Origin of the sequence: Corynebacterium hesseae (genome assembly GCF_037850265.1) — a bacterium.
Classification (GTDB): Bacteria; Actinomycetota; Actinomycetes; order Mycobacteriales; family Mycobacteriaceae; genus Corynebacterium; species Corynebacterium hesseae.
This window is the reverse complement of record NZ_CP137211.1, coordinates 1,704,119-1,727,541: the sequence shown is the minus strand read 5'-3', so window position 1 is coordinate 1,727,541 and position 23,423 is coordinate 1,704,119. Positions and strand designations below refer to the sequence as shown.

Genomic DNA, 23,423 nt, shown 5'->3' with positions numbered 1-23,423 from the left:
CTATTAAATAGGTTGAGATGTCACTTTCGCCACTCCAGCAGAACTTAGATTGGATAATGTGGCCGAAAACGTGGAAAATGGGCTCTACCATGGCTGAACCACTGAAACTGAATTTCTCCGCTCCGCGGCGCGGGCTACCCCCGAAGCACTTCGCGGACCTGACCGAGGCCGAGCGCATTGAGGCGCTCGCGGAACTTGGCCTGCCCAAGTTCCGGGCAAAGCAGCTGGCCAAGCACTACTACGTCCACCACACCGCCGATGTCTCTGAGATGACGGATATCCCGGCCGCCTCCCGCGAGGCGGTGCAGGAGCGTTTGTTCCCCACGCTCATGGAGCCCATTCGTCAGACCTCTACCGATGATGGGGAAACCACCAAGTCCCTGTGGCGTTTGCACGACGGCACTTTGCTGGAATCCGTGCTCATGCGCTACCCAGGGCGCGCAACATTGTGTATCTCCTCCCAGGCTGGCTGCGGCATGGCCTGCCCGTTCTGCGCCACCGGCCAGGGCGGGTTGGACCGCAACCTGTCCACCGCGGAAATCGTGGAGCAGTTTAGGCACGCTGCCCGCCTCATGGAAGAGGAGGGCGGGCGCCTAAGCAACGTTGTTTTCATGGGCATGGGTGAGCCGTTGGCTAACTACAAGCGCGTGGTTCACGCGGTGCGCCAGATTACCGGCGCTGACCTCACCGGTTTCGGCCTTTCCCAGCGCAATGTCACGGTGTCGACGGTCGGCTTGGCTCCGGCCATCCGCAAGCTCGCGGATGAGGACTTGTCCTGCACCCTCGCCGTCTCCTTGCACACCCCGGACGATGAGCTGCGCGATACCCTCGTGCCGGTCAACAACCGCTGGCCGGTTGAGGAGGTCCTCGATGCCGCTAAGTACTACGCCGACAAGTCTGGCCGCCGCGTCTCCATCGAGTACGCGCTGATCCGCGATAAGAATGATCAGGATTTCCGCGCTGACATGTTGGGCCGGAAGCTGCATGCGGCTCTGGGCTCCAAGGTTCACGTCAATGTGATCCCGCTGAACCCCACGCCGGGCTCGGAGTGGGATGCTGCCCCGAAGGCGCGCCAGGACGAGTTCGTTCGCCGCGTCATCGCGCAGGGCGTGCCGTGCACCGTGCGCGATACCAAGGGCGATGAAATTGCTGCGGCCTGTGGCCAGCTCGCCGCCGACGAGCGTGAGAGCGCTTAAGAGCTCTGCTTACAGTTTCCTAACAATAGTTTCGCCGGAGGAGAAAGCATTAATGGTTCTTGATACCGTTAATGCTTATGACTCATCCTTATCGCGAGGACTTAGCGGCAGATCCACGCACCCAAGCTTTAGCGGTGCGCGATCTGCGCAAGTCTTTTGGTTCTCAGATTGCCGTCAACAGCCTCAACCTGGATGTACCGCGCGGATCCATCTACGGGATAGTGGGGCCGAATGGCGCGGGCAAAACCACGATGCTGACCATGGCGTGTGGCCTCCAGCGCCCTGATGCCGGCCACAGCTTCATCGCCGGCCACAACGTGTGGGAGGAACCCATCCCCGCCAAACAGGCCATGGGGCTGCTCATGGATGGGGCGCCGGTCTTTGACCGTCTCACTGGCGCTGAATACCTTCACTACCTCGGCGCCCTTCACAAGTTAGAGCGCTCCGAGTCGCTGCGTCGTGCGCAGGAGCTTCTCGACGCCCTCTCCCTCTCCGAGGCCGCCGATAAACGCATCGCGGACTATTCCGCCGGCATGACCAAAAAGATCCTCCTGGCCGGGGCCGTCCTGCACAACCCGGAGGTGCTTATCCTTGACGAGCCTCTGGAAGCCGTGGATCCGGTCTCCGGGCGCCTCATCCAGCAGATGCTGCGCGCCTATGCCTCCCGCGGCGGCACGGTTATTTTGTCCTCACATGTCATGGAGCTCGTCGAGGGGCTGTGCGACCACGTCGCCATCATCAACGGCGGCCAAGTCATCACCGCGGGTCACGTCGACGATGTCCGCCAGGGCCAAAGCCTGAGCGATCTCTTTATCGCGGCCGTCGGCGGGCGGGACCTGGATGCCTCGAAGTTTGGGTGGCTGCGTTCGCCAGCGGCAGGTGACGCTGAATGACATCCACTCTGTTCAGCCTTCATCGCACTCTGTGGTGGCGAAGCGTTTCCTCCAACCCGGCGACGCTCATGATGGGGCTCATGATGCTGATTTACGGAGCAATCGGCCTCTTTTCCATCGCAGCCATGGTGTATGCAGATATCACCACGCCCGGACACGGCTACCAAGCACTGACCGTCGGCGTGGCGGGCGGCATGCTCATCTACGTACTCCTCGCTCTCTTTATGCCGGCGGGAGAGAATCAATTGAGCCCGACAACCCTGGGCGCACTTCCGTTGACTCCCCGCGAGGTCCTTCCGGGGCTGTTCTTCTCCGGTCTGCTGACCACCCGCGCCATCATGTCGGTCGTCTTTTCCCTGGTGTATGCGATCATCGGCAGCATTTTCCTCATCCTGACAGGAACCGGGTGGGCTGCGGTGCCCTTCGTCGTGGGCATGGTGCTGTCGTGCGCGACGACCATCATCGTTGGCGAATGTCTTGGCCAAGTGGCTTCCGCTATCGCGGATTCCCAAAAGTCGCGCACCCAAATTGCGGCGATGGTGGTTATGGGCCTGCTGGTCTTTGGCATGCTGCAGGCACAGAGCGTCCTCGAGTCCTTGCCTCCGCTCGATTCGGTGGGCACCATCATGGCCTGGACCCCGTTGGGTGCCGGGGTGGGGTGGGCGCTCGCGCTTGCCGACGGCCACCTCATCACCGCCCTATCCCAACTACTGATCGCGGTGGGCAGCCTTGTCCTGCTGGTATGGGCATGGTCCCGTCAGATAGGCGGCCTCATGCGCAACCCCGGAACAGGCGGTGACGCAGCCAGCGAAGTGACGGGCAAGGGTGTGTCCAAGTTGGAGTTGGGCGCTTGGTCTTATTCCAGCCCGGCGGCGATGGAATACTCTCGCGCACTGCGTTATCTCACCCGCGATAAGCGGCAAACCGGCATGCTCTACACGATGCCTTTGTTTGGCGTGCTGACCCTATATCAGTTGTGGAAGGGCGATGATTTCACCGCATATTTCATGCTGTGCTTCAGCGCGATCGTGCTCTCTTCGCTCTTGGCTAATGATTATGGCTTCGATGGGCCGTCGAATTGGGTCCACATGGTGGCGCCGGTTGCTCCGCGTACCATCCTTCATGCGCGCCACCTCGCACACGTCACTATTCCCTTGATCGGGTTTGTGCTGCTTGCTGTAGTGGTTCTTGTCTTTAGCGACAACTTCACCTTGGGCATGTTGTGCACAGCTGTGGCTCTAGGCGTGTTCATTTCCACGGCGGCGGTGGGCTTGGGACTGACCGTGCTTAACCCTTATCCCTTGTCAGCCCCGGGACAGAACCGGTGGAATGACAAATCCGGCTATTCCGCTGGCGCTTTCTTCACGGCGTTCGTCGGCATGATGCTGGTGTGGGTGCCCGCGCTTCCCGGCATCGTGGTTTCTGCCCTCAGCTATGAGCGCGGCGGCTGGCTGCTGTACGCCGCTGTGATAGTTTCTCTGCTGGTTCCGTCACTTGTCTACGCCGCTGTCTGGCGCTTCGCCGGAAAGAGGGCGCAGGAGCGAACCCCGGAGATTTACGCCACGGTAAACCGTTACGTGAGCTAGGGGTTGAGCAGATAGTACAAAAGCTCCCTTCCATGTGCAGTTCATTCATGAACTGCGGGAAGGGAGCTTTTGTTTACAGCGAAGAAGCTTTAGTTAGCCACCGGCTTGGCAGCGTGGCGGCCGTCGGACACGCCGCGGAGGTGAGCGACGCGGGAGGGCTCAATGTTGAGGGCACGCAGCTCGTCATCGGTCAGGGAAGCGTAGACGTTGCCAACGGTCTTCTGCTCGTATGCCCAGTCCGGCTCCTCGTGGCCCACCGGCTTGTTGCGGGCAGTCAAGGTGCGTACCTGGGAGAGCTTCGGCTGCAGAGCGTAAATGACCAAGCCGAGGGCGATGAGGACTGCCAAGGCGATAAGCCAGACCGTCTCTACGTGGCCCTTGTGGTTACCAAAGTTATAAGCAAGCAGGAACGCGACGGACGTCCAGCCGGCGATCTGTACGCCCGAGCGGCTGATGCGGGACCAACCGAAACCTGCGGACGGGACGTCATCGGTGGATACGCCGTCGAAAACCTGCGATGCCGGCTTGTGGGAAGACACTTGCTCTCCTTTGCGTGTACATGCGGCCCGCCCTGGTTAGAACTAGTTGCGTGAGGCGAGCGCACGAAAATGCCAGTTATTCTGTGTAGTAGTTTAAATGATCCTGCCGGCAACCGCGATTAAACACCCCCGCTTATCGCTATCGGAGCGCACAGGACTCCGACTAGGGTTGACCGGCTAGGGTTGAGAGGGTGAGTACCCAACGCATTCTTATTCTCGGCTCTACTGGCTCGATCGGCACCCAGGCTCTGGACGTTATCGCGGATAACCCGGATAAGTTCACAGTCGTAGGCATTGCCGCCGGCGGCTCCAACCCGCAGCTCATTATCGAGCAGGCTCGTGCCCTCAACCTTTCGTTTGACCACGTGGCCGTCGCCAAGCCCGATGCGGCACGGACCGTCTCCGAGGCCCTCGGCGGCACCGTGCTCTCCGGCCCAGATTCCGCAGAGCAGCTGGTCCGGGCCATCGATGCGGATAAGGTCCTCAACGCGCTCGTCGGTTCAATGGGCCTAGCCTCCACGGTTGCGACTTTGGAAAAAGGCGAGCTTCTAGCGCTAGCGAATAAGGAATCCCTCGTCGCCGGTGGCTCCATCGTGACCCGCCTGGCGGGGGAGGGTCAGATCATTCCGGTGGATTCCGAGCATTCCGCCATGGCGCAATGCTTGCGAGCGGGCAGTGATGTGGAGCTTGATCACCTCGTCCTCACCGCCTCCGGTGGTCCCTTCCGAGGCTGGACCCGCGAGGAGATGTGGGATGTCACCCCGCAGCAGGCTGCGCAGCACCCAACGTGGTCGATGGGGCAGATGAACACCCTGAATTCCGCCACGCTGGTCAACAAGGGCTTGGAGCTCATTGAGGCCACGCTGCTTTTCGACGTCTCCCCAGAGCGCATCGAGGTCACCGTCCACCCCCAGTCCATCGTCCACTCGATGGCGACGTTTACCGATGGCTGCACCATCGCGCAGTGCTCGCCTCCGTCGATGAAGCTGCCGATCTCCCTGGCGCTGGATTGGCCGCGCCGCGTGCCGGGTGCCCAGCCGGCATTGGATTTTTCCACCGCGCATGACTGGCATTTTGAGCCGCTGGATGATGAGGCCTTCCCGGCCGTTCGCTTGGCGCGCGAGGTTGCCGCCGCCGGAGGTACCCACGCTGCCGTGTACAACGCCGCCAACGAGGAGGCGGCCGCGGCCTTCTTGGCGGGGCGCATTCACTTCCCGGAAATTGTTGACGTTGTCAGCCACGTCGTGGATCAGGCCGCGCAGTTCGCTGGTGTACCCTCTAGCGTCGATGATGTCCTCGCCGTGGAAGGCGAGGCCCGCCGTCGCGCCAACGCGATGGTGGATTCGCTCGCTCGTTAGAAAGCCCTACGATCTATGGCAAATGTCCTCGGCATAGTTCTCTTCGCCTTGGGGATCGGCATCACCGTTGCCCTGCACGAGGCCGGTCACATGTTTAGCGCTCGTGCCTTCGGCATGCGTGTGCGCCGCTATTTCATCGGCTTCGGTCCGCGCGTTGCGTCCTTTACGCGTGGACACACCGAGTATGGCCTCGCTGCCTTCCCGGTGGGTGGTTTCTGCGATATCGCAGGCATGACGGCGCAGGATGAGTTCCTCACGGAAGAGGAAAAGCCCTATGCCATGTACACGAAACCGGCGTGGCAGCGCATCATCGTGCTGGCCGGCGGCATCACCGTCAACCTGCTTTTAGGATTTATTATCCTGCTGATCATCGCCATGACGACGGGCTTGCCCAACCCAGACGCGGATGTGCGCCCGCGCGTTGGCGAGGTGTCCTGCGCGGCGAATCAGAAGGCCGATGGCGAACTCGAACCGTGCCAGGGAGTAGGCCCTGCTGGTGAGGCGGGCGTGGAACCTGGGGACATCGTTCTCGCGCTGAACGGCGAGACCATGGACTCCTTTGCGCAGCTTCGCGATACCGTCATGAACTATCCCGGCGACACTGTCACCCTCAAAGTCGAACGCGATGGCGAGCCGCGTGACTTCGACATCACGCTTGCTACAGTGACTCGGCTCAATGCCGAGGGGCAATTGGTGAAGGTCGGTGCCATCGGTATGAGCAACCAGATTATCGATATCAGGGAGACCTACTCCTTCGTCGATGCCTTCCCGGCGACCGCCCGCTACTCGGGCTATGCGCTCAACGCCACGGTCCAAGGAATCGCGCAATTCCCAGCGAAGATCCCGGGCGTGGTGGCCTCCATCTTTGGGCAGGAGCGCGACGTTAACGGACCAATGTCCGTGGTGGGAGCCTCCCGGGTGGGCGGCGAGTTGGTCGAGCGAAGCCTGTGGTCATCCTTCTTCATGATGCTGGCCACCCTCAGTTTCTTCCTCGCGCTGTTTAACCTCATCCCACTCCCGCCGTTCGATGGCGGCCATATCGCCGTCATCATTTATGAGAAGATCCGTGACGCCCTGCGCCGCCTCATGGGCAAGGACCCGAAAGGGCCCGCGGATTACACCAAGCTCATGCCGGTGACCTATGTGCTGGCTTTCCTCCTCATGGCGGTGGGTGCTCTCATCATGATCGCGGACGTGGTTAACCCAATTCGGCTGTTTGGCTAGTGATCCACCTGCGGTGCGCGGTGCTAGAGTAGGGGCGTTAAAACCCAATTAGCAAGGAGCACACATGTCGACCCCTATTGGTCTTGGAATCCCCGACGGCCCGCCTCCCACCCTGGCGCCGCGCCGCAAGACGCGTCAGCTCATGGTTGGCCAGGTGGGCGTGGGCTCTGATCACCCGATTTCAGTGCAGTCGATGACCACGACGAAGACGCACGACGTCAACGCCACCCTTCAGCAGATTGCTCAGCTGACCGCCAGCGGCTGCGACATCGTTCGCGTTGCCTGCCCGAAGACGGTTGATGCGGAGGCTTTGCCAGCGATTGCGCAGAAGTCCCCGATCCCGGTGATCGCAGATATCCACTTCCAGCCCAAGTACATCTTTGCCGCCATCGATGCTGGCTGCGCTGCGGTGCGCGTCAACCCGGGCAACATCAAGGAATTTGATGGCCGCGTTAAAGAGGTGGCGAAGGCCGCCGGCGATGCCGGTATCCCGATTCGCATCGGCGTCAACGCGGGCTCCCTGGATAAGCGCATCATGGAGAAGTACGGCAAGGCCACCCCAGAGGCTCTCGTCGAGTCTGCGTTGTGGGAGGCCGGCCTCTTCGAGGAGCACGGCTACGGCGATATCGCCATTTCCGTCAAGCACAACGACCCCGTCGTCATGGTGGAGGCCTACCGCCAGCTCGCCGCTCAGTGCGACTACCCGCTGCACCTCGGCGTCACCGAGGCCGGCCCGGCATTCCAGGGCACCATCAAGTCTTCCGTGGCTTTCGGCGCCCTGCTCGCCGAGGGCATCGGTGACACCATCCGCGTGTCCTTGTCGGCGGATCCGGTCGAGGAGATCAAGGTCGGTGACCAGATCCTGCAGTCCCTCAACCTGCGCCCGCGCAAGCTCGAGATTGTTTCCTGCCCGTCCTGTGGTCGCGCACAGGTGGACGTCTACAAGCTTGCTAACGAGGTCACCGAAGGCCTCGACGGCATGGAGTTCCCGCTGCGCGTGGCTGTCATGGGCTGCGTGGTCAACGGTCCGGGCGAGGCCCGCGATGCCGACCTCGGCGTGGCCTCTGGTAACGGCAAGGGCCAGATCTTCGTTAAGGGTGAGGTCATCAAGACCGTTCCCGAGTCCAAGATCGTGGAAACGCTCATCGAAGAGGCAATGCGCTTGGCAGAAGAGCAAGGCCTCGAAGCCGTGGAGGGCGCCAAGGCTGAGGTCCGCGTTACCAAGTAGCGCCCCTGCGGTGTGGGGCGGCCGTCTGGCCGCCCCAGACTGCTACGCTGCCCAAGCATGAAGAGGTTCGTGGCGCTGCTCGGTGCGGCAGGTATCGCGGCGTCGTCATTGGTGGGATGCACCCCCAAGCCGGTGTCCGCACGTCCAGTCGCTGAGCAATTCCTGGAAGACATGGAAACCCGCAATAACGAGGACTTGGTGCAGCTTGTCGATGATGGCAGCACAGCTACGAACACACTCGACGCAACCTTCGCGGGCCTGCAAGCGGAGGGGCTCGACGTCGAATTGACCGGGGTTGATCAACAAGAGGCCCAAGCCACCGCGCACTATTCGGTGACGTGGACCCTGCCTCGCAATCGTTCCTTGCGCTATGACACCTCGATGGCCTTAACGCGCAAGGAGAAAGACTGGACGGTGCGCTGGCAGCCCAGCATCATCCACCCCGATCTCGGCGCGCACCAACACCTCGAGTTGCGCTCAATAGCGCCAAAACGCGCCGGCGTGGTCTCCTCCGATGGGGTGGAGCTCATGTCTCCGGGTTTGCAATACCGGCTGGTCGTTGACACCGACGCCGTTTCCGATCTGCGTCCCATGGCGGCAAAGGTGTCCGGTGCGTTGAGCCAAGCTCGTCAAGAGGATGATTCCATCCCGGAGATTGACTCTGGTGAACTTGCCAAGAACCTCGAAGAGGTCGATGGCTCTTATTCGGTCGCCATGCTCAACGAGGGGCAGGCAGCGCGGCTGCGCCCAGTTCTGGAGAACCAGAAGGGGATTCGCTTTAACGAGGAACCGGCGCTCATCACGCGCGATACCGGTTTGGCCCCGGACATCCTCGCCCGCGTGCGCTCCATGGTCTCCGAGGAAGTCGACGGCACAAATGGATGGTCCGTTTCTGTTGTCAACGAACACGGAGCCGCGCTTTCCGACGTCGAGCATCATGAACCCGAGGCAGCTCCGTCCATCAAGGTATCGCTGGACTATGACGTCCAACGTGCCGCGCAAGAAGCCGTCAATCAGCGTGCAGAATACGAGGCCATGCTCGTAGCCATGCGCCCTTCGACCGGCGAGATTCTAGCCGTGGCCCAAACCCCGGAGGCAGATAAGAAGGGCGATATCGCCCTCCAAGGCCAGTTCCCACCGGGTTCGGTGTTTAAGATCATTACGGCCTCGGCGGGCGTCGACAAGCAAGGCCTTTCCCCAGACTCTATCGTTCCGTGCCCCGGCACCATGGAGCTGTATGGGCGCACCGTCACCAACTACAACGGGTTCTCCCTCGGCTCGGTGCCGCTGCGCCAAGCCTTTGCACAATCCTGCAACACCACTTTTGCGCAGATCTCAACGGATCTGCCGAAGGGTGAACTGCGCGATGTGGGCAAACAATACGGCCTGGGTATCGATTATGAGGTGCCGGGCTTATCGACGCTCACCGGCTCCATCCCCGAGGGCGAGACGCCCCTCGAGCGCACGGAAGCTGGCTATGGCCAGGGCCTCGACCTCGTTTCTCCCTTCGGCATGGCGCTTGTCTCCTCGACGGTTGCGGCGGGCAAGACCCCGACGCCGACGCTTATTGAGTCACGTGAGACCAAGGTGTCCGAAAAGGTCCCCGCGCCCAGCGAGGAGACCTTGACTCAGGTGCGGGACATGATGCGCCAGGTGGTGGCAAGCGGTAGTGCATCGGGGATGCAGGCACAGGGCACCGTCTACGGCAAGACCGGTGAGGCGGAGATCAATGGTGGCTCGCATGCCTGGTTCACCGGCTACCGCGACGACGATATCGCTTTCGCAACTCTGGTTGTTCTGGGCGGTGGTTCGACAATTTCGGTCAACATCACGGACAATTTCCTGCAGCGCCTCGACGCCCTCCGAGCGGAAGGCCACGGCGAGGTTGCCCCCGCACAAGAGCAGTAGCGCGTCGAAGCCAGCGCGCCTGTGGTGTCCTTTGTCGGGCGCTGGGGAAGAGGGCTACCATGAGTAGTTATGACTAAGCGCGCGATGCTGAAGCAAGAAAAAGATACTCCAATCCGCAAGGTACCGAAGGACATTGAGCGCCCGGAGTACGTGTGGAAGGACTCGGTCCAGGAAGCCCAGGGCGAGCCATTCGTGCAGACCCCAGAGGTTATTGAGGCCATGCGTGAGGCCTCTCGGATTGCCGCCAACGCCCTTCAGGAGGCGGGAAAGGCTGTGGCTCCCGGTGTGACCACGGACGAGATTGACCGCGTTGCGCACGAGTACATGTGTGACCACGGCGCATACCCGTCGACGCTGGGATACTTGGGCTTCCCGAAGTCCTGCTGTGTCTCCCTCAACGAGATTGTCTGTCACGGTATCCCGGATACCACGGTGATTGAGGACGGTGACATTGTCAACATCGACGTCACCGCGTTCAAGAATGGTGTCCACGGCGATACCAACGCTACTTTCCTTGCTGGCAACGTCACCGAAGAACACAAACTGTTGGTGGAGCGCACCAAGGAAGCGATGATGCGCGGCATTAAGGCAGCCAAGCCGGGCCGCGAGATTAACGTCATCGGACGCGTCATTGAGTCCTATGCTCACCGCTTTGGCTACAACGTGGTCACTGACTTTACCGGTCACGGCGTAGGCCCCACCTTCCACAACGGGCTGGTTGTCCTGCACTACGATTCCATGACCTACCGTGACATCCTCGAGCCCGGAATGACCTTGACCATCGAGCCGATGATCAACCTGGGTTCCCTGGATTATGAGATCTGGGATAACGGCTGGACCGTCCAGAACACCGATGGCAAGTTCACCGCCCAGTTCGAGCACACCATCGTCATCACCGATGACGGCAACGAGATCCTCACCCTGCCGGATGAGGCCTAGCGTTTAAGCGCCGAGCGTTTAAACGTCGAGCGTTTAAACATAGCCGAAACAAAACAAGCCCTCCACCTTCCCCGTGCAATACACGGTGGGGTGGAGGGCTTTGTGCTGCCAGTAAAGAGCGCTAACTAGAAGGAGACGTTCTTCAAAGCCTGGCCAACGTAGTCCGGGATCATGCCGGAATACACGGCGTAGTTGTAGCCGGCGACTGCGGTGGAGACAGCAGCAGCGGCCACCATAGCGATGGTGCCACCACGCCAGAGGTCCAGCCACTGCGGAACCTGGGACTCATTCTTGGTGGAGCCGAAAGCGTCGGCACCATTACCGGTGATGTTGCCATCGGTCACGCTACCCAGCTTGGAGGAGAGGGAGCCCTCGCCCTCAGAGGAGAGAGCGGAGGACATCTCGGAAGAGGTAGCGTCCTTCTGGAGCTCCTCCTGAACCTGCTGCTCGGTCAGGCCGGAGCCCTCAACAGCCTCAGCGGCGGAAGCAACGGTGGTGCCAGCGAAGGCGATGGTAGCGGCGGTTGCAGCAGCAACGGCGGCGGTGCGGAATTTACGCATCTTGAGTAAAGCCTTTCAGAAAGTGGGTTAGAAGGGGAAGGGGAGAACTACATGCCGTACTTGAGGTAGTTCAGTGCCGGGCCAACCAGACCACCGGCGATGGTGATGATGGTGGCGACGATACCGATGCCGGCGAGGGCCTGTGCCCACTTCGGCTCACCGGAGATAGAAGACTTCTGGCCGAAGATGTTCTGGCCGTTTGCTTCCTTCTGGGCGTCGAGTGCCTTGCCCAGCTCGGAGGAGCCGCCTGCCTTCTGGTTGCCCTGCTGCTCGCCAGCAGATGCGGAAGAGTTGGTGGCGGAATCGTTGCTGCTGCCCTCTGCGGCGGAAGCAACGGTGGCGCCGCCGAATGCAACAGCGAGAGCGGTAGCACCAGCAATGGTGGCCTTGCGAATGCGCATAGTGTGAATCCTTTTAAACCTCGTAGGAACTGGAGTAACTAGGGTGTCCCAAGTCACTTGAGCGATTCTAGCGTAAACATTGGAGGGATTCACGGAATCTTCACCACTAACTTTCCCATTTCCCTCTTAGAGAGCTCTAGTTACTTAGCTACGTTCACAGCCACATTAAACCGCTAAGAAATGATCAAGCCAGCATCAAGATTGTCCCGAATCATTAGAAAATTGGGCATGCAAAAGCGCCCATCCTCAAGAAAAGAGGATGGGCGCTAGAAAAAGCGCGCTGAGCTAGTCAGCGTACCCGCAGCTTAATTAGCGGCGGAAGATCGGATCGAGCACGTGCTGCGGAACGATGTTGTTGTACACAGCGAAGTTGTAAGCAGCGATCAGAGCGCCAGCGATAGCGGTGCCGAAAGCAGCGAAGGTGCCATCGCGCCAGATCTCAGCCCACAGCGGGTTGTCTTCAGCCTTCTCCTTGCCGAAGAGATCCTCGCCGGAGACCTTCTTGTCACCCTCGGTAGCGTCGCCCCACTTGGAGGACAGGGTAGCGTCGGAGTCGTTCTCCTTGACCTTGTCGCCAGCGGAGGACAGCTCGGAGGAGGTGGTGTTGGTCTCGGTATCGGCCTCTGCAGCGAAAGCAACGGAGGTACCAGCGAAAGCAACGGAAACAGCGGTTGCAGCAGCAACAGCGGCGGTGCGGAAGTTACGCATGAAATTTAAGCCTTTCGGAAAAGTGTGTGGGGGAGACGTCTTAGAAGGACGGGCCGTGGACGAAGAAGTTGTAAACAACGCCGATCAGGCCAGCCACGGAAGCGACGGCGCTAGCGATGCCCAGGCCGTAGAAGGTCTTGGCCCAGGTCGGCTGATCGCCGAGGGAGGTGCAGTCCTGGTCGGTCTCGTCAGCGTCGCAGTGCTCGTGCTTGGAGGAGCCGAAGATGGCGCGGCCGTCAGCCTCAGTGCCCTTGTTGTCGTTCTCATCAACGTAGAACCAGTCACCAATCTTGGAGGACAGGGAAGCCTCGCCCTTGGTGCCTTCCTCGGAAGCGGAGGAGCCGTTCTCCTGGGAGGTGGAGGAGGCGTTCTCGTCCTGCGGAGCAGCGTCCTGTGCGAAAGCGACGGTGGAGCCGCCGAAGGTAACAGCGAGAGCAGTAGCGCCGGCGAGGGCTGCATTGCGGATACGCATATCAAAAGTCCTTAGTGTCGTACGTGCAAGGCCTCCGGTTGAGAGGTCTTGATTTACAGGGATAGGGATTAGTTTGGTATCCCCAAAACACACTGAGCCGGTAGAGAGTATCGGCTCGTTCCGGTGTCCGTAATTAACCTAGCCAACGGTCAGGCAAAATGCACGTCAGTTTGAGCGTTCTTTCATCGCCTGCCTGTTATCACCCCCGAAATGGGTGATTTTCTTAAAGGTTTCTGGCAGATGTTGTTGGGGTTAAGACGTGCTTGTAGTGGTGTTCAGCGGGAATAGTGAAATTAGTTCACTGCCAATGTGAAAAACGTCACTCATTTCGGTGTAACTTTCACTCTAGCCACTCTAGTCCCAAAACAGCGTTTTCCACTACTTCCGGCAGTGCCGGATGGATCCAATACTGTGAGCGGCCGAACTCGCGCATGTCCAGGTCGTAGCTCATCGCGGTGATCAGCTGCTGAATAAGCGTGGAGGCCTGTGGGCCCATGATGTGGGCGCCGAGGAGCTTGCCAGTGGCCCGGTCGGCCACGAGCTTGCAGATGCCCGTTGAGTCTTCCATGGCCCAGCCATAGGCAACGTCGCCAAAGTTTTGCACCTTTACGGTGACGTCGTAGCCCTCCTCGCGGGCTTGCGCCTCAGTGAGGCCGACCGTCGCAATCTGCGGGTGCGTAAAGACGGCGGCGGGAACGTGTTCGTGGGGCATGGGCTGGAGATCATCCGGGTGCAGCAGATTATGCTGCACTGCGCGTTGCTCCGCATTGGCCACGTGCTTGAGCATGTATGGAGATGAAACATCCCCGAGCGCCCACACGCCTTCACACGTTGTGCGGCCGAACTCGTCGACCTTAATGCGTCCGTCCTCGTGCATCTCGATGCCGCTGGCGGAAAGATCCATCTGGTCGCCGTTGGGTTGGCGGCCGGTGGCAACGAGGATGGCTTCTGCCTCCACGACGTCCCCGCTATCCAAGGTAAGGCGTACTCCGTCCTCGGTTTCATCGAGCGCTGTGGCGGTGCCGATGCGGACGTCGAAGCGCTTGCGTGCGATGTCGTTGAAGCGGGAGCTTAGGTCCTCATCGAGGAAACGGAGGAATTTCTCCGAGCGGTTGACTACGGTGACGTCGGTCCCCAGGCCGTCGAAGACGTGAGCAAACTCCATGGCGATATAACCGCCACCGACAACGATGAGGCTGCGCGGCTGCTTCTCAAGACGCATGATGTCTTCATTGGTGTGAACCGGGGCAGTGGCGCTGGCATACGGCTCGGGTAGCACGGGGCGTGAACCGGTAGCGATGACTATATTGTCACCGGTGATGATGTCCTCACCCGCCTGCAGGGTCTTCGGTCCGATGAACCGAGCGTGCTGATCAAAGACTGTAATATTGGGCGTTTCCTCGCCACGGCGGTACTCTTCGCCGCCCTGGGCAATCTGATCGATTCGGTTGTGGAACACGCGCTTGACGATGCCCTCCCAATCCACAGCATCCACGTGGGCGCTGAGCCCAAGGCGCGTGGCCTCGCGCGCGGCGAGCGCAACGTCGGCGGCGTAGACGTACATCTTCGTGGGGATGCAGCCTACGTTGAGGCACGTGCCGCCGAAGGTTCCCTTCTCAATGATGGCGATGGATTTATCGTCAAACTCGGGAGAGGGGATTGAATTTCCCGAACCTGTGCCGATGATGACGAGGTCAAAGTGCTGTGCGGAAGTCATGCCGATTATTCTAAAGGTTGACTAGCCGCAAACCGTGCAGGCTTTTAGGAGCGCGAGGCGCGGGAGGTTAATCCGTCTCAAGTGGTGCTACTGTGCTCAACCATTCCGCCGTGGCGGAGAGAGCGTCTTGTAGCGGCTCGGGACGCGAGAGAAAGAGATCGTGGCGCCCATTGTTGACAACGTGGAGCGTGTAGCGAGCACTGAGTTCTTTGGCCCAGCGCTGGCTTTGCCGTACATCAACGACAGTATCGGCGGTATTGGAGGACTCGCTGTATGGCCGGTTGAGCTCGGAGCGTCCAGAGGTTATAGTGAGCAGCGGGAGCCCAATGTTGATGCGGCCGGAGTGGATTGCGTCGAAGCCGCGGAAGACTGCTGCAACCCAACCCAGGAACTTGGGGTGTCCGCCCAGCGGCTTCAGGCGAAGATCGAAGTCCCAGTCGCCCTGTTCCCCGGAATGGACCGACTCCCCATAGGTTGTGAGGTCACCGGTGGGTATTTCGAGTCGTGGGGCGATGGCAGCGCCGGCATAGATAACGTGCTTGAGCGTCTCGTAGGTTCCATTCGGTATTCCCATCATGGCTAGCCAGGGGCTGTTGAACACGACACCAGCGATGCGGGCGAAACGCTCGCGATCATGGCGGCGAAGGCGATCGAGCCAGAGCGCGGTGATGGTGCCGGCGGTGGAGTGGCCCATGATGATGACACGCTGGTTGGGGATGGCATCGAGAGCTGCATTGAGATCAGCGTCGTAGTACTGCAAGTCGCTGATGTAGTGCCAGGTCTGACCGTCCCGTCGAGAGCGTCCGCACTTGCGCAGGTCGACAGCGTAAAAGGCATAGCCGAGCTCATAAAAGTAGCGTGCTACGTGGTCGTGGAAGAAATAGTCCGTCATCCCGTGGACCCACAGTAAGGCAGGGCGGTCATCATGGGCGTCGCCGCCGGGGCAGTAGCGCACGAGCGTCGCGCAGACATTGCCTTCGCCGTCAGGGTCGGTGCCGAGTACGAGTGGAGCGGCCTGGAAGTCGGGGCCGAGGATGTCTTCTGACCATTCGAGTTCGTTATGCGTCATGGGATTCATGATAGGTCGCGCGGCCAGATGCATCTGGCAGAGCGGAGCGCTGACGGGAAACACCCTGCACCACAAATGGGGTAACAAATTCGAAATCGGGCATTTATTTTTTCAGGAATGCCTATTTCGCAATAAGGGGCGTAAAGTGGAATTAATGCTTGACGGACCTTCCGCAGGGGTGGTCTGTATGCCAGCTTGGACCCTAGCATCGTCGAGCGCTTTCTCGCCGCGCCCTGTGCACCCACATGTGCGGGGCATTTGACCACATCGAATACATCGACTTAAAGAGGTAATAAGTACAGTGTCCTCCGATAAGAAGACAGCACAAGTAGTAGACGAGGTTGAGGTCGCACTCATTGGTGCAGGTATTATGAGCGCCACCCTCGGCGCCATGCTGCGTGAGCTCGAGCCCAGCTGGACCCAGATGGTCTTCGAGCGCTTGGACGGCCCTGCGCTTGAATCCTCCTCCCCGTGGAATAACGCTGGTACTGGCCACTCCGCGTTGTGTGAGTTGAACTACACCCCGGAGAAGAATGGCCGCATTGATGTTTCCAAGGCCATGAACATTAATGAGAAGTTCCAGGTTTCGCGCCAGTTCTGGTCCCACCAGCTCAACAACGGCATTCTGACGGACCCGAAGGCCTTCATCAACCCAGTTCCGCATGTGTCCTTTGCACAGGGTTCCATCCAGGTTGACTACCTGAAGCGCCGCTTCGATGCGCTGAAGGACAACCACATGTTCCCGAACATGCAGTTCAGCGATGATGACGCTACCTTCCAGGAAAAGCTTCCTCTGATGTCGGAAGGCCGTGACTTCAACGCCCAGAAGGTCGCTATTTCCTGGACCGAAGTTGGTACCGACGTCAACTTTGGTGCCCTGGCGAAGCAGTTCTTCACCGCGGCTAAGGCAGCGGGTACCGAGATCCGCTACGGCCACGAGGTCGTCGATATCAAGCGCGATGGTTCCAAGTGGCGCGTGGTGGCAAAGAATCTGCACACCGGTGACTACGAGGCCGTCCACGCCAAGTTCGTCTTCGTGGGTGCAGGCGGCTACGCGCTCGACCTGCTGCGCAAGGCTGGGGTCCGCGAGGTTTCTGGTTTCGCAGGCTTCCCGGTTTCCGGTCTGTGGCTGCGTTCTAAGAACCCGGATCTGATTAAGCAGCACCACGCCAAGGTTTATGGCAAGGCTGCTGTGGGCGCTCCGCCGATGTCCGTGCCGCACCTGGATACCCGCGTCATTGATGGCGAGCAAGGCCTGCTGTTTGGCCCGTACGGCGGCTGGTCCCCGAAGTTCCTCAAGAAGGGCTCCTACCTGGACCTGTTTAAGTCCATTCGTCCGGATAACATCACCTCTTACCTGGGCGTTGCGGCACAGGAGTTCGGCCTGACCAAGTACCTGGTTACTGAGGTCCTCAAGGACTTCGACAAGCGCGTCGAGACCCTGAAGGAGTACGTACCGAGCGCAGACCCGGCAGATTGGGAGACCGTCATCGCCGGCCAGCGCGTCCAGGTGATTAAGCCGGCGGGTGCACCGCAGTTCGGTTCCTTGGAGTTCGGTACCACCCTCATCAATAACCCTGAGGGCAACATCGCCGGCCTGCTCGGCGCTTCCCCGGGAGCGTCCATCACCCCGGCCATCATGGTGGAGCTGCTCGAGCGCTGCTTCGGTGAGCACATGATCCAGTGGGGCGATAAGATTCAGGAAATGATTCCTTCCTACGGCACCAAGCTCTCCAAGGACAAGAAGCTCTACAACGAGATGTGGGAGTACACGCAGAAGACCCTGCAGCTTGAGTCCAAGTAAATTCTCCTTTCGGCTCGTAGGTGCCTGCCTCGCAGGTAATTCTCAGTAACTGGCAGGGAGCGTCCAGTGCACCGGAACGCTCCACCAAGGAGAGCGCCCCATAATAATGGTGTGCGTTTGAGAGAGCGCATGCGAGAGAGATAGAGAGAACCCCAGCCGCGCGGGGCGGTCGGCCTGAGAAACCGACCGGGAGCGTGGCAGTGAAAGATAGAGACGCACCGCCGCCCCGAGACTCCGTTTCCTTTCCTACGGAGGCCTCGGGGCGGCGGTGTGTTTTCCTTTTCTTCTCTTACGTTCCGCAGTAGGTGAGGTAGCCTTCCGTGCCACCCGGTTGCTCGTATTCTGGTGCGGCAGTAAAGGGACGCGTGGTGGCGTGAAGCAAGCGGGGGAATTCTTCAGCATCGCTCAGTGCGGCCTCGACCAGACGCGGGCGGGGAATCACGCGGGGCACGGTTTGCTTGAGAGACTCGACGTTGGGGCCACTAGCACGGTAGGCATCAACAAATCGAGCGTCACCAAACATCTCATAGGCTTCTGCCGGTTCACCCGCCGCTGCGCTGACGAGACTGCGGTGGGCCTGCGTGAGATCCGGAGCGGACTGTGCAAGGGCCGCACTATAGTCCTGGAAGAGCTCATCGGGAATCTGCAAACGGTTCGCGGCTTCGCGGCGGCGCGCCTTTTCATAGCGCTCGCCAAAGGAATTGATGGCCGCCTGAGCCCAGGTGAGGGCGGCGTTGGGGGAGACGTCGAAAAGCGGCAGCAGTGATTCCGCCAACCGCGCAAGGTTCCAGCCCAGCATGTCGGGCTGGCGCCCAAAGCGGTAGCGGCCCTGCGTATCGATGGAGCTAAACCAGGTATTGAGGTCATAGTTTTCCATGAACGCGCACGGCCCGTAGTCAATCGTCTCACCCGATAGCGTGGTGTTATCGGTGTTCATCACGCCGTGGATGAAACCCACCTGCATCCACCCGGCAACCGTCGCTGCCTGTGCGTCCATGACGCGGGTAAACAGCTCCCGGTAGTCGGCGCCAGGGTAGTGGCGTTCAATGGTGTAATCGGCGAGCCGCTGGAGCAACCCGGGTACCTGCGAGTGCGCGGCGAAGTGGAAGGAACCAACACGGATGTGGCTCGCGGCAACGCGCACGAGAACGCCTGCTTCCTCCACCATCTGGCGCTGAATGGGACGGCCGGTCCCGATGACCGCCAGCGACCTTGTGGTGGGTACACCGAGGGCGTGCATCGACTCGGAGAAGAGATATTCACGCAGCATCGAGCGCAGCGTGCCGCGCCCATCAGAGCCATAGCGCGAATAGGGGGTTAGTCCTGTCCCTTTGGCATGCAGATCCCAGAGGCCCGTGGGGTTGTGCGCAGCGGTGGGGCCGGTGACTTCACCCAAGAGGAGGGCACGGCCATCACCCATTGTCGGGTTGTATTGGCCGAACTGAAAGCCGGCGTAGGCCATTGCGTGGGGAGTAACTGGACCGCGGCCGAGGAGAAACTCCAGGCCGTCTTCGCTGCGCAGCCAGTCCAGGTCGAGGCCCAGTTCGGCGGCTAGCTCTTCGTTGAGCACTACCATTCGCGCCGTTGGCTGTTCTTCGCCCCGGCTCGCCGTGACCATGTGGGAAAGGCGTTGGGCGAACTCGCTGCGTAGCTCGAAAGGGAGGGAGGCATCAGACATCGCGTGACTCCAGGGTTCCGCGCACGCGAACGTGGGCGTTGCCGCCGACCCAGATGTCATGACCATCGTCGTTGATATAGACGCGGCCATCGCGCCCTACCTGGCCGCCCTGTGCCGCGGTATAGCGGGCAGGAACAGCACCCTTGGCGCGCAGGAATTGGGCAGCGCCGCCGTTGAAGGAACCGGTGACGGGATCCTCGAATTGCCCGGTGATGGCGCGGACTACATAAGCGGGGTGATCATTACCGGTGAGCCCGACTACGCCCACTTTGACGCCCGGGGTGGGCGTGGGGCGAAGATTTTGCACGGCCTCGGCAGACTCGAGCTGGACTAGGCGCCAGCCGGGCCCGTTGTCTACCCAGCCGGAGTCAAGGATGCTGTCCTCGCCGATCCCGAGGGCGGCGGCTGCCTCAGCCCGCTCCTCATCACTAAGCGCCCCTTCACGCACCAAGGGCGGGGTAGCGAAGGCGAAGCGGCCCTCTTCCTGGCGCACGGTGACCAACCCAACTCCGCATTCCTGATTCAGGGTGCCGTTCTTTCCGAGCAGTTCCGCCGCCACGCGTGCGCTGCCCAGCGTCGGGTGGCCGGCGAAAGGAAACTCCTCGTACGGGGTAAAAATCCTCACTCGGTAGTCTGCACGTGGATCCGTAGGCGAGCACAGGAAGGTTGTCTCCGAAAAGTTTGTCCAGTGTGCGATGCGCTGCATCTCTTCGGTGCTCAAGCCGTCGGCATCCGCCACCACAGCAAGGGGATTTCCCGTAAACGGCCCAGTGGCAAAGACATCTACTTCAAAGAATCGGTGCTGCATGAGGCTTAAGTCTAGTCGCACCGGTGAGCAGGGAGGTCTACGCTGGGCTGCATGAGCGAAGCACTCTTTAGCCGCGTCGAACCTATCCAGACCATGGCGGATGGGACCGTCAAACAGGTCAACCCCTTCTCCGGAACGGAGGTGTGGACGGTGCCGGGACGTGGAAACCGTCCGCTCTCGCGTCCTGCGAAGGATCCGCAGCCCCTGACGGCCGATGCCATGACGCACAGCTGTGCTTTTTGCTCCGGGCGCATGTTAGACACCCCGCCGGAAAAGTCCCGCATCCTGGCTTCGGGGGAGATCCAGCGCGGGCTCCTTCCACACGAGCTGGACACAACCCAGCCGGTGTTTCGCCGGGTTCCTAACCTTTTTGAGATCGTGTCTTATGACTACTGGCATGAGAACTATGGCTTCACCATGGACCCAGACCTAGCTCAGCACAAGGAGAAATATGAAGCCGATGAGGCCGGGCGCCTGCACGTACTCAACGTGGTGCGCACCAAACTCAAGGCCGCGGGCAAAGACGCCGCGCTGGGCGACGACTCTCTCCTCGCCCTCGCCGATGGCTTCTTCGGTGGCGGGCACGATGTCATCATTTCTTCGCGCCACTTCGTGGAGGGGGCGGTCGACGACAGCCAGCTGGCTTCCTCCGGCACGCTGAGCCCCGATGAGCACTTTCTGCTCACAACCTTCACCGCGGAATCAACGCGCGAGCTCTACCAGCGAAACCGCTATGCCTCTTATGTCGCCGTGTTCCAGAACTGGCTGGCACCGGCGGGCGCGTCCTTCGACCACCTGCACAAGCAGCTCGTCGCGATTGATGCTCTGGGCATGGCAGCCCAGCAAGAAAATGCGATTCTACGTGCACACCCCAACATGTACAACGATTGGGCAGTTGGGTATGCGGCAAAGCGCAACCTTGTTATCGCAGAGAATGACTATGCGGTCCTCTTCGCCGGCTTTGGCCACCGCTATCCCACGCTGGAGATCTTCTCCAAGTCGCCCCGCTGTGAACCGTGGGAACAAACACCTGGCGAAGTCCGTGGAATGTCGGATCTGATCCATGCTGCACACGCCGCAGTGGGGCCGGATGTGGCATGCAATGAAGAGTGGCACCACCGCCCACCCAGCGTGGATCTGCCGCAGCCGTGGCGCGTGATGATCAAGCTCAGGGTATCGACCTTGGCCGGCTTTGAAGGCGGCACGAAGGTCTACATCAACACCATCGATCCATGGGGCTTGCGTGATCGCGTCGTGGACGCCATGTTCCGCCTTCGTGAGCGCGGAAAGATTGCCTCCGGCATCTCTATCGCCACTGAGTGCGAGCTCAAACGCAATAGTTTGCGTTATAACCCGCTGGTGTAATCAGTAACGTTTAGTCCACGTAGGTTTGTTCGCCGCCTGCGTGAAGATAATCGCGGAGGTACGGCAGGGCGAGAGCAACCGTGCCGTGCCGTGGGGCATCGATAAGCCCCTGCTCTAGCAAACGCGCGCGCACTTCACTGAGAGACGTCGTCGTTGTCTTCAGCTCGTGAGCGATAGCGCCAGATGTGGCCGTCCCCGCCTCATCTGCGATATCAGCCAGCGCGTGAAGGTACTCAAGTTGTCGTTGGCTGAGCGCACGTACCGCAGGATCGTGCACTTGGGTTCCCATTGTCGTGATTGCCTCACCAAGAACTGCGTCGACGGTTGTTGAGGAAATGGTCGTCTCACTGGCTTGGGATGCAGCGTTCCAGGCCAAGTACCCGATGAGCTGGATGAGGAAGGGATAACCGTGGCTCGCTTCAGTAGCGCGGTCGGCGGCTTCGTCGTTGAAAGCAATCGAAGTCAAAGCTGCCGTATCTTTGAAAGCGCTGGTCGTAGCTTGCGGGTTAACAGGTCCTAGGTGAAATCTGCGGGCACGGCGCAGAAACGTTGTTCCCGGCAGGTGTAGAAGCTTGTCAACACCGGCAGTAAGCCCTGCCATCACGATGGAAACGTCGAGTTCATCGCGAACAAGATGCTGGAATGCGACTGCGATTATCTCAAGGTCATGAGGATCGGCGTCCTGAATCTCATCGATAGTAAGTAGAATTCCGCTGTCTCGGAGATGAGCGGAGAGTTCGCGCAAGCGCGATTCTAATGTTGGCACTGGTGGCGTACCAATCTCTTCAGTACCAATGCCACCGAGGCCCGCTATACGTATGTCTTTGATTCGACGGGTTGATGGAGAAGCCAGCTGGTTGATCTTTTCTGGGATGATGGAGTCGATGAGCTGAGTGACTGAATTGCTTCGACCACTGACTCGAATAACAGCCCATCCTTGTTGGGCTGCGATGTCCTCGAGCTCAGTCAACAGGACCGTTTTGCCCATCCCACGATGACCGCTAATAAGCATTGCGCGATTAGGGTTGCCAACTCCGCCGTCGAGCCCAACCGTGAAGTCATTGAGGACCGCACTGCGGCCAGCCCACTTAAGTGGGCTGGCACCAAAGGTTGGGCGAAAAGGGTTTCCAGTCATGCTGGAAGTATATAGCAGGCAGATAAATTGATAAATAGATAAATTGATAAATAGATAAATCGGCGGGCGTAGATAAATTGATAAATAGATAAATCAGACCACGAGCACCAGCTCGGTGCCGCGCAGTTCGGTGCTCATGCCTGCCTCTTGGGCTACGCGGGCGGCATCCTCGAGGGTGGAGACATTATCGCCCTGGAGGGCGAGTACGCGAGCGAGTTCCCCCTTGTAGTGCTTGTTGAAGTGAGAGACCACCTTGCGGGAGCCATCCTCCTGCACTGACTCCACGCGCACCGTGGAGGCTTCTTTGAGCTTGCCCAGCTGTTGGTAGGTGCCCGAGCGCATGTCGATGAGGAACTCGCCTGCGTCGATAAGCGCGCGCAGCTCATCGGTGATGGCCGTACCCCAGCGAGACTTGAGAGTCTTCCCTCCCAACTTGGTGCCACCGGAAAGCCGGTAGTGCGGGATGAGATCATCGGCGCGCAGCAACCCGAAGAGCGCATCACCCACAGCGAGGTGTTGACGTGCGGCTGGGGGAAGGGTGGAGGAATCGAGGGCGTCGTACAGCACGCCCGTAAACCGCTCCAGCGCGGGCATGGTGGGGGAGGACGCCAACTCGCGGTTGGACTCGGCTTCCCCACGCAGCTTTTCCGAGAGCTTGAGCACCTTTTGCGCCTCGTCGAGGGGCAAAGAAGACAATTCAGCAGCGATTTCTTGGCGTATTGGATTCAGCGCGGGGAAAGAGAGCTCTTCCCAGTTGAGGGGCGCGCCGCTGCCGCCGTGTGCTTTGGTCTCAGAAGGAGGGAGGATGATCAGCATGGCTACATGCTAGCGATGT

General features: G+C 60.2%; 21 protein-coding genes. 10 read left to right on the top strand and 11 right to left on the bottom strand.

Annotated features, from left to right (window positions below; all coding sequences use genetic code 11):
- Positions 1-89 precede the first annotated feature (89 nt).
- The 3 genes from rlmN (at position 90) to R3O64_RS08065 (ending at position 3,675) form a co-directional block, all read left to right on the top strand.
- The gene (rlmN, locus tag R3O64_RS08075; RefSeq protein WP_070533381.1) at positions 90-1,196 is read left to right on the top strand and encodes a 23S rRNA (adenine(2503)-C(2))-methyltransferase RlmN; all 1,107 of its coding nucleotides are present in this window, start codon (positions 90-92) and stop codon (positions 1,194-1,196) included.
- A 71-nt stretch (positions 1,197-1,267) separates the two neighbouring features.
- Positions 1,268-2,089, top strand: a complete 822-nt coding sequence (locus R3O64_RS08070; RefSeq protein ID WP_070533159.1) for an ABC transporter ATP-binding protein — start codon at positions 1,268-1,270, stop codon at positions 2,087-2,089.
- Complete coding sequence (locus tag R3O64_RS08065; RefSeq protein ID WP_246818426.1) at positions 2,086-3,675, top strand: ABC transporter permease; 1,590 nt, start codon at positions 2,086-2,088, stop codon at positions 3,673-3,675. The genes R3O64_RS08070 and R3O64_RS08065 overlap by 4 nt, the downstream gene beginning before the upstream one ends.
- A gap of 89 nt (positions 3,676-3,764) precedes the next feature.
- Here the strand turns inward: R3O64_RS08065 and R3O64_RS08060 are convergent, their stop codons facing one another.
- A complete protein-coding gene (locus R3O64_RS08060; RefSeq protein WP_070533158.1) occupies positions 3,765-4,214 on the bottom strand; it encodes a DUF2631 domain-containing protein in 450 nt (149 codons plus the stop codon).
- Positions 4,215-4,405: 191 nt separating this feature from the next.
- On the opposite strand from R3O64_RS08060, the gene dxr reads away from it, so the two are divergent.
- From dxr to map, 5 genes are all read left to right on the top strand, one after another.
- Positions 4,406-5,572 carry a 1-deoxy-D-xylulose-5-phosphate reductoisomerase gene (gene dxr / locus R3O64_RS08055; RefSeq protein WP_070686157.1) on the top strand — a complete coding sequence of 389 codons (1,167 nt, stop codon included), beginning with the start codon at positions 4,406-4,408 and terminating at the stop codon, positions 5,570-5,572.
- Positions 5,573-5,587: 15 nt separating this feature from the next.
- Positions 5,588-6,796 (top strand): site-2 protease family protein, encoded by a 1,209-nt coding sequence (locus R3O64_RS08050; RefSeq protein WP_339016607.1) that lies wholly within the window; start codon positions 5,588-5,590, stop codon positions 6,794-6,796.
- A 64-nt stretch (positions 6,797-6,860) separates the two neighbouring features.
- Entirely contained in the window at positions 6,861-8,024 is a 1,164-nt protein-coding gene (ispG, locus tag R3O64_RS08045; RefSeq protein ID WP_070445607.1) for a flavodoxin-dependent (E)-4-hydroxy-3-methylbut-2-enyl-diphosphate synthase, read from the top strand.
- A 57-nt stretch (positions 8,025-8,081) separates the two neighbouring features.
- Complete coding sequence (locus tag R3O64_RS08040; RefSeq protein WP_339016603.1) at positions 8,082-9,932, top strand: penicillin-binding transpeptidase domain-containing protein; 1,851 nt, start codon at positions 8,082-8,084, stop codon at positions 9,930-9,932.
- Between the two features lie 69 nt (positions 9,933-10,001).
- Positions 10,002-10,871 (top strand): type I methionyl aminopeptidase, encoded by an 870-nt coding sequence (gene map, locus R3O64_RS08035; protein WP_339016601.1) that lies wholly within the window; start codon positions 10,002-10,004, stop codon positions 10,869-10,871.
- Between the two features lie 125 nt (positions 10,872-10,996).
- Here map and R3O64_RS08030 read toward each other — a convergent pair whose 3' ends face one another.
- The 6 genes from R3O64_RS08030 to R3O64_RS08005 form a co-directional block, all read right to left on the bottom strand.
- Positions 10,997-11,431, bottom strand: a complete 435-nt coding sequence (locus R3O64_RS08030; RefSeq protein WP_339016600.1) for a hypothetical protein — start codon at positions 11,429-11,431, stop codon at positions 10,997-10,999.
- Between the two features lie 47 nt (positions 11,432-11,478).
- Positions 11,479-11,832: a hypothetical protein gene (locus R3O64_RS08025; RefSeq protein WP_070562839.1), complete on the bottom strand. Its 354-nt coding sequence runs from the start codon at positions 11,830-11,832 to the stop codon at positions 11,479-11,481.
- A 309-nt stretch (positions 11,833-12,141) separates the two neighbouring features.
- Positions 12,142-12,540: a hypothetical protein gene (locus R3O64_RS08020; RefSeq protein WP_070533149.1), complete on the bottom strand. Its 399-nt coding sequence runs from the start codon at positions 12,538-12,540 to the stop codon at positions 12,142-12,144.
- Between the two features lie 40 nt (positions 12,541-12,580).
- Positions 12,581-13,012, bottom strand: a complete 432-nt coding sequence (locus R3O64_RS08015) for a hypothetical protein (protein WP_070533147.1) — start codon at positions 13,010-13,012, stop codon at positions 12,581-12,583.
- 340 nt (positions 13,013-13,352) lie between these two features.
- On the bottom strand, positions 13,353-14,729 hold the full coding sequence (mtr, locus tag R3O64_RS08010) for a mycothione reductase (RefSeq protein WP_154761834.1): 1,377 nt from the start codon (positions 14,727-14,729) through the stop codon (positions 13,353-13,355).
- Positions 14,730-14,796: 67 nt separating this feature from the next.
- A complete protein-coding gene (locus R3O64_RS08005; protein ID WP_230307821.1) occupies positions 14,797-15,798 on the bottom strand; it encodes an alpha/beta hydrolase in 1,002 nt (333 codons plus the stop codon).
- A 301-nt stretch (positions 15,799-16,099) separates the two neighbouring features.
- Here R3O64_RS08005 and mqo point away from each other — a divergent pair, with 301 nt between their 5' ends.
- Positions 16,100-17,602 carry a malate dehydrogenase (quinone) gene (mqo, locus tag R3O64_RS08000; protein ID WP_070565585.1) on the top strand — a complete coding sequence of 501 codons (1,503 nt, stop codon included), beginning with the start codon at positions 16,100-16,102 and terminating at the stop codon, positions 17,600-17,602.
- A 289-nt stretch (positions 17,603-17,891) separates the two neighbouring features.
- On the opposite strand, the gene R3O64_RS07995 is transcribed toward mqo, so the two are convergent.
- Together R3O64_RS07995 and R3O64_RS07990 are read right to left on the bottom strand one after the other, a co-directional pair.
- Positions 17,892-19,280, bottom strand: a complete 1,389-nt coding sequence (locus R3O64_RS07995) for a protein adenylyltransferase SelO family protein (RefSeq protein WP_339016589.1) — start codon at positions 19,278-19,280, stop codon at positions 17,892-17,894.
- Complete coding sequence (locus tag R3O64_RS07990) at positions 19,273-20,088, bottom strand: PhzF family phenazine biosynthesis protein (RefSeq protein WP_144014447.1); 816 nt, start codon at positions 20,086-20,088, stop codon at positions 19,273-19,275. Before R3O64_RS07990 ends, R3O64_RS07995 begins: the two co-directional genes overlap by 8 nt.
- Positions 20,089-20,139: 51 nt before the next feature.
- Between R3O64_RS07990 and R3O64_RS07985 the strand changes: the two genes are divergently transcribed.
- The gene (locus R3O64_RS07985) at positions 20,140-21,453 is read left to right on the top strand and encodes a DUF4921 family protein (RefSeq protein ID WP_185963332.1); all 1,314 of its coding nucleotides are present in this window, start codon (positions 20,140-20,142) and stop codon (positions 21,451-21,453) included.
- A 10-nt stretch (positions 21,454-21,463) separates the two neighbouring features.
- Here R3O64_RS07985 and R3O64_RS07980 read toward each other — a convergent pair whose 3' ends face one another.
- Positions 21,464-22,588: an ATP-binding protein gene (locus tag R3O64_RS07980; RefSeq protein ID WP_070520090.1), complete on the bottom strand. Its 1,125-nt coding sequence runs from the start codon at positions 22,586-22,588 to the stop codon at positions 21,464-21,466.
- A gap of 93 nt (positions 22,589-22,681) precedes the next feature.
- Positions 22,682-23,404, bottom strand: coding sequence for a peroxide stress protein YaaA (gene yaaA / locus R3O64_RS07975; RefSeq protein ID WP_154761837.1), 723 nt, complete (start codon positions 23,402-23,404; stop codon positions 22,682-22,684).
- Positions 23,405-23,423: the final 19 nt, after the last annotated feature.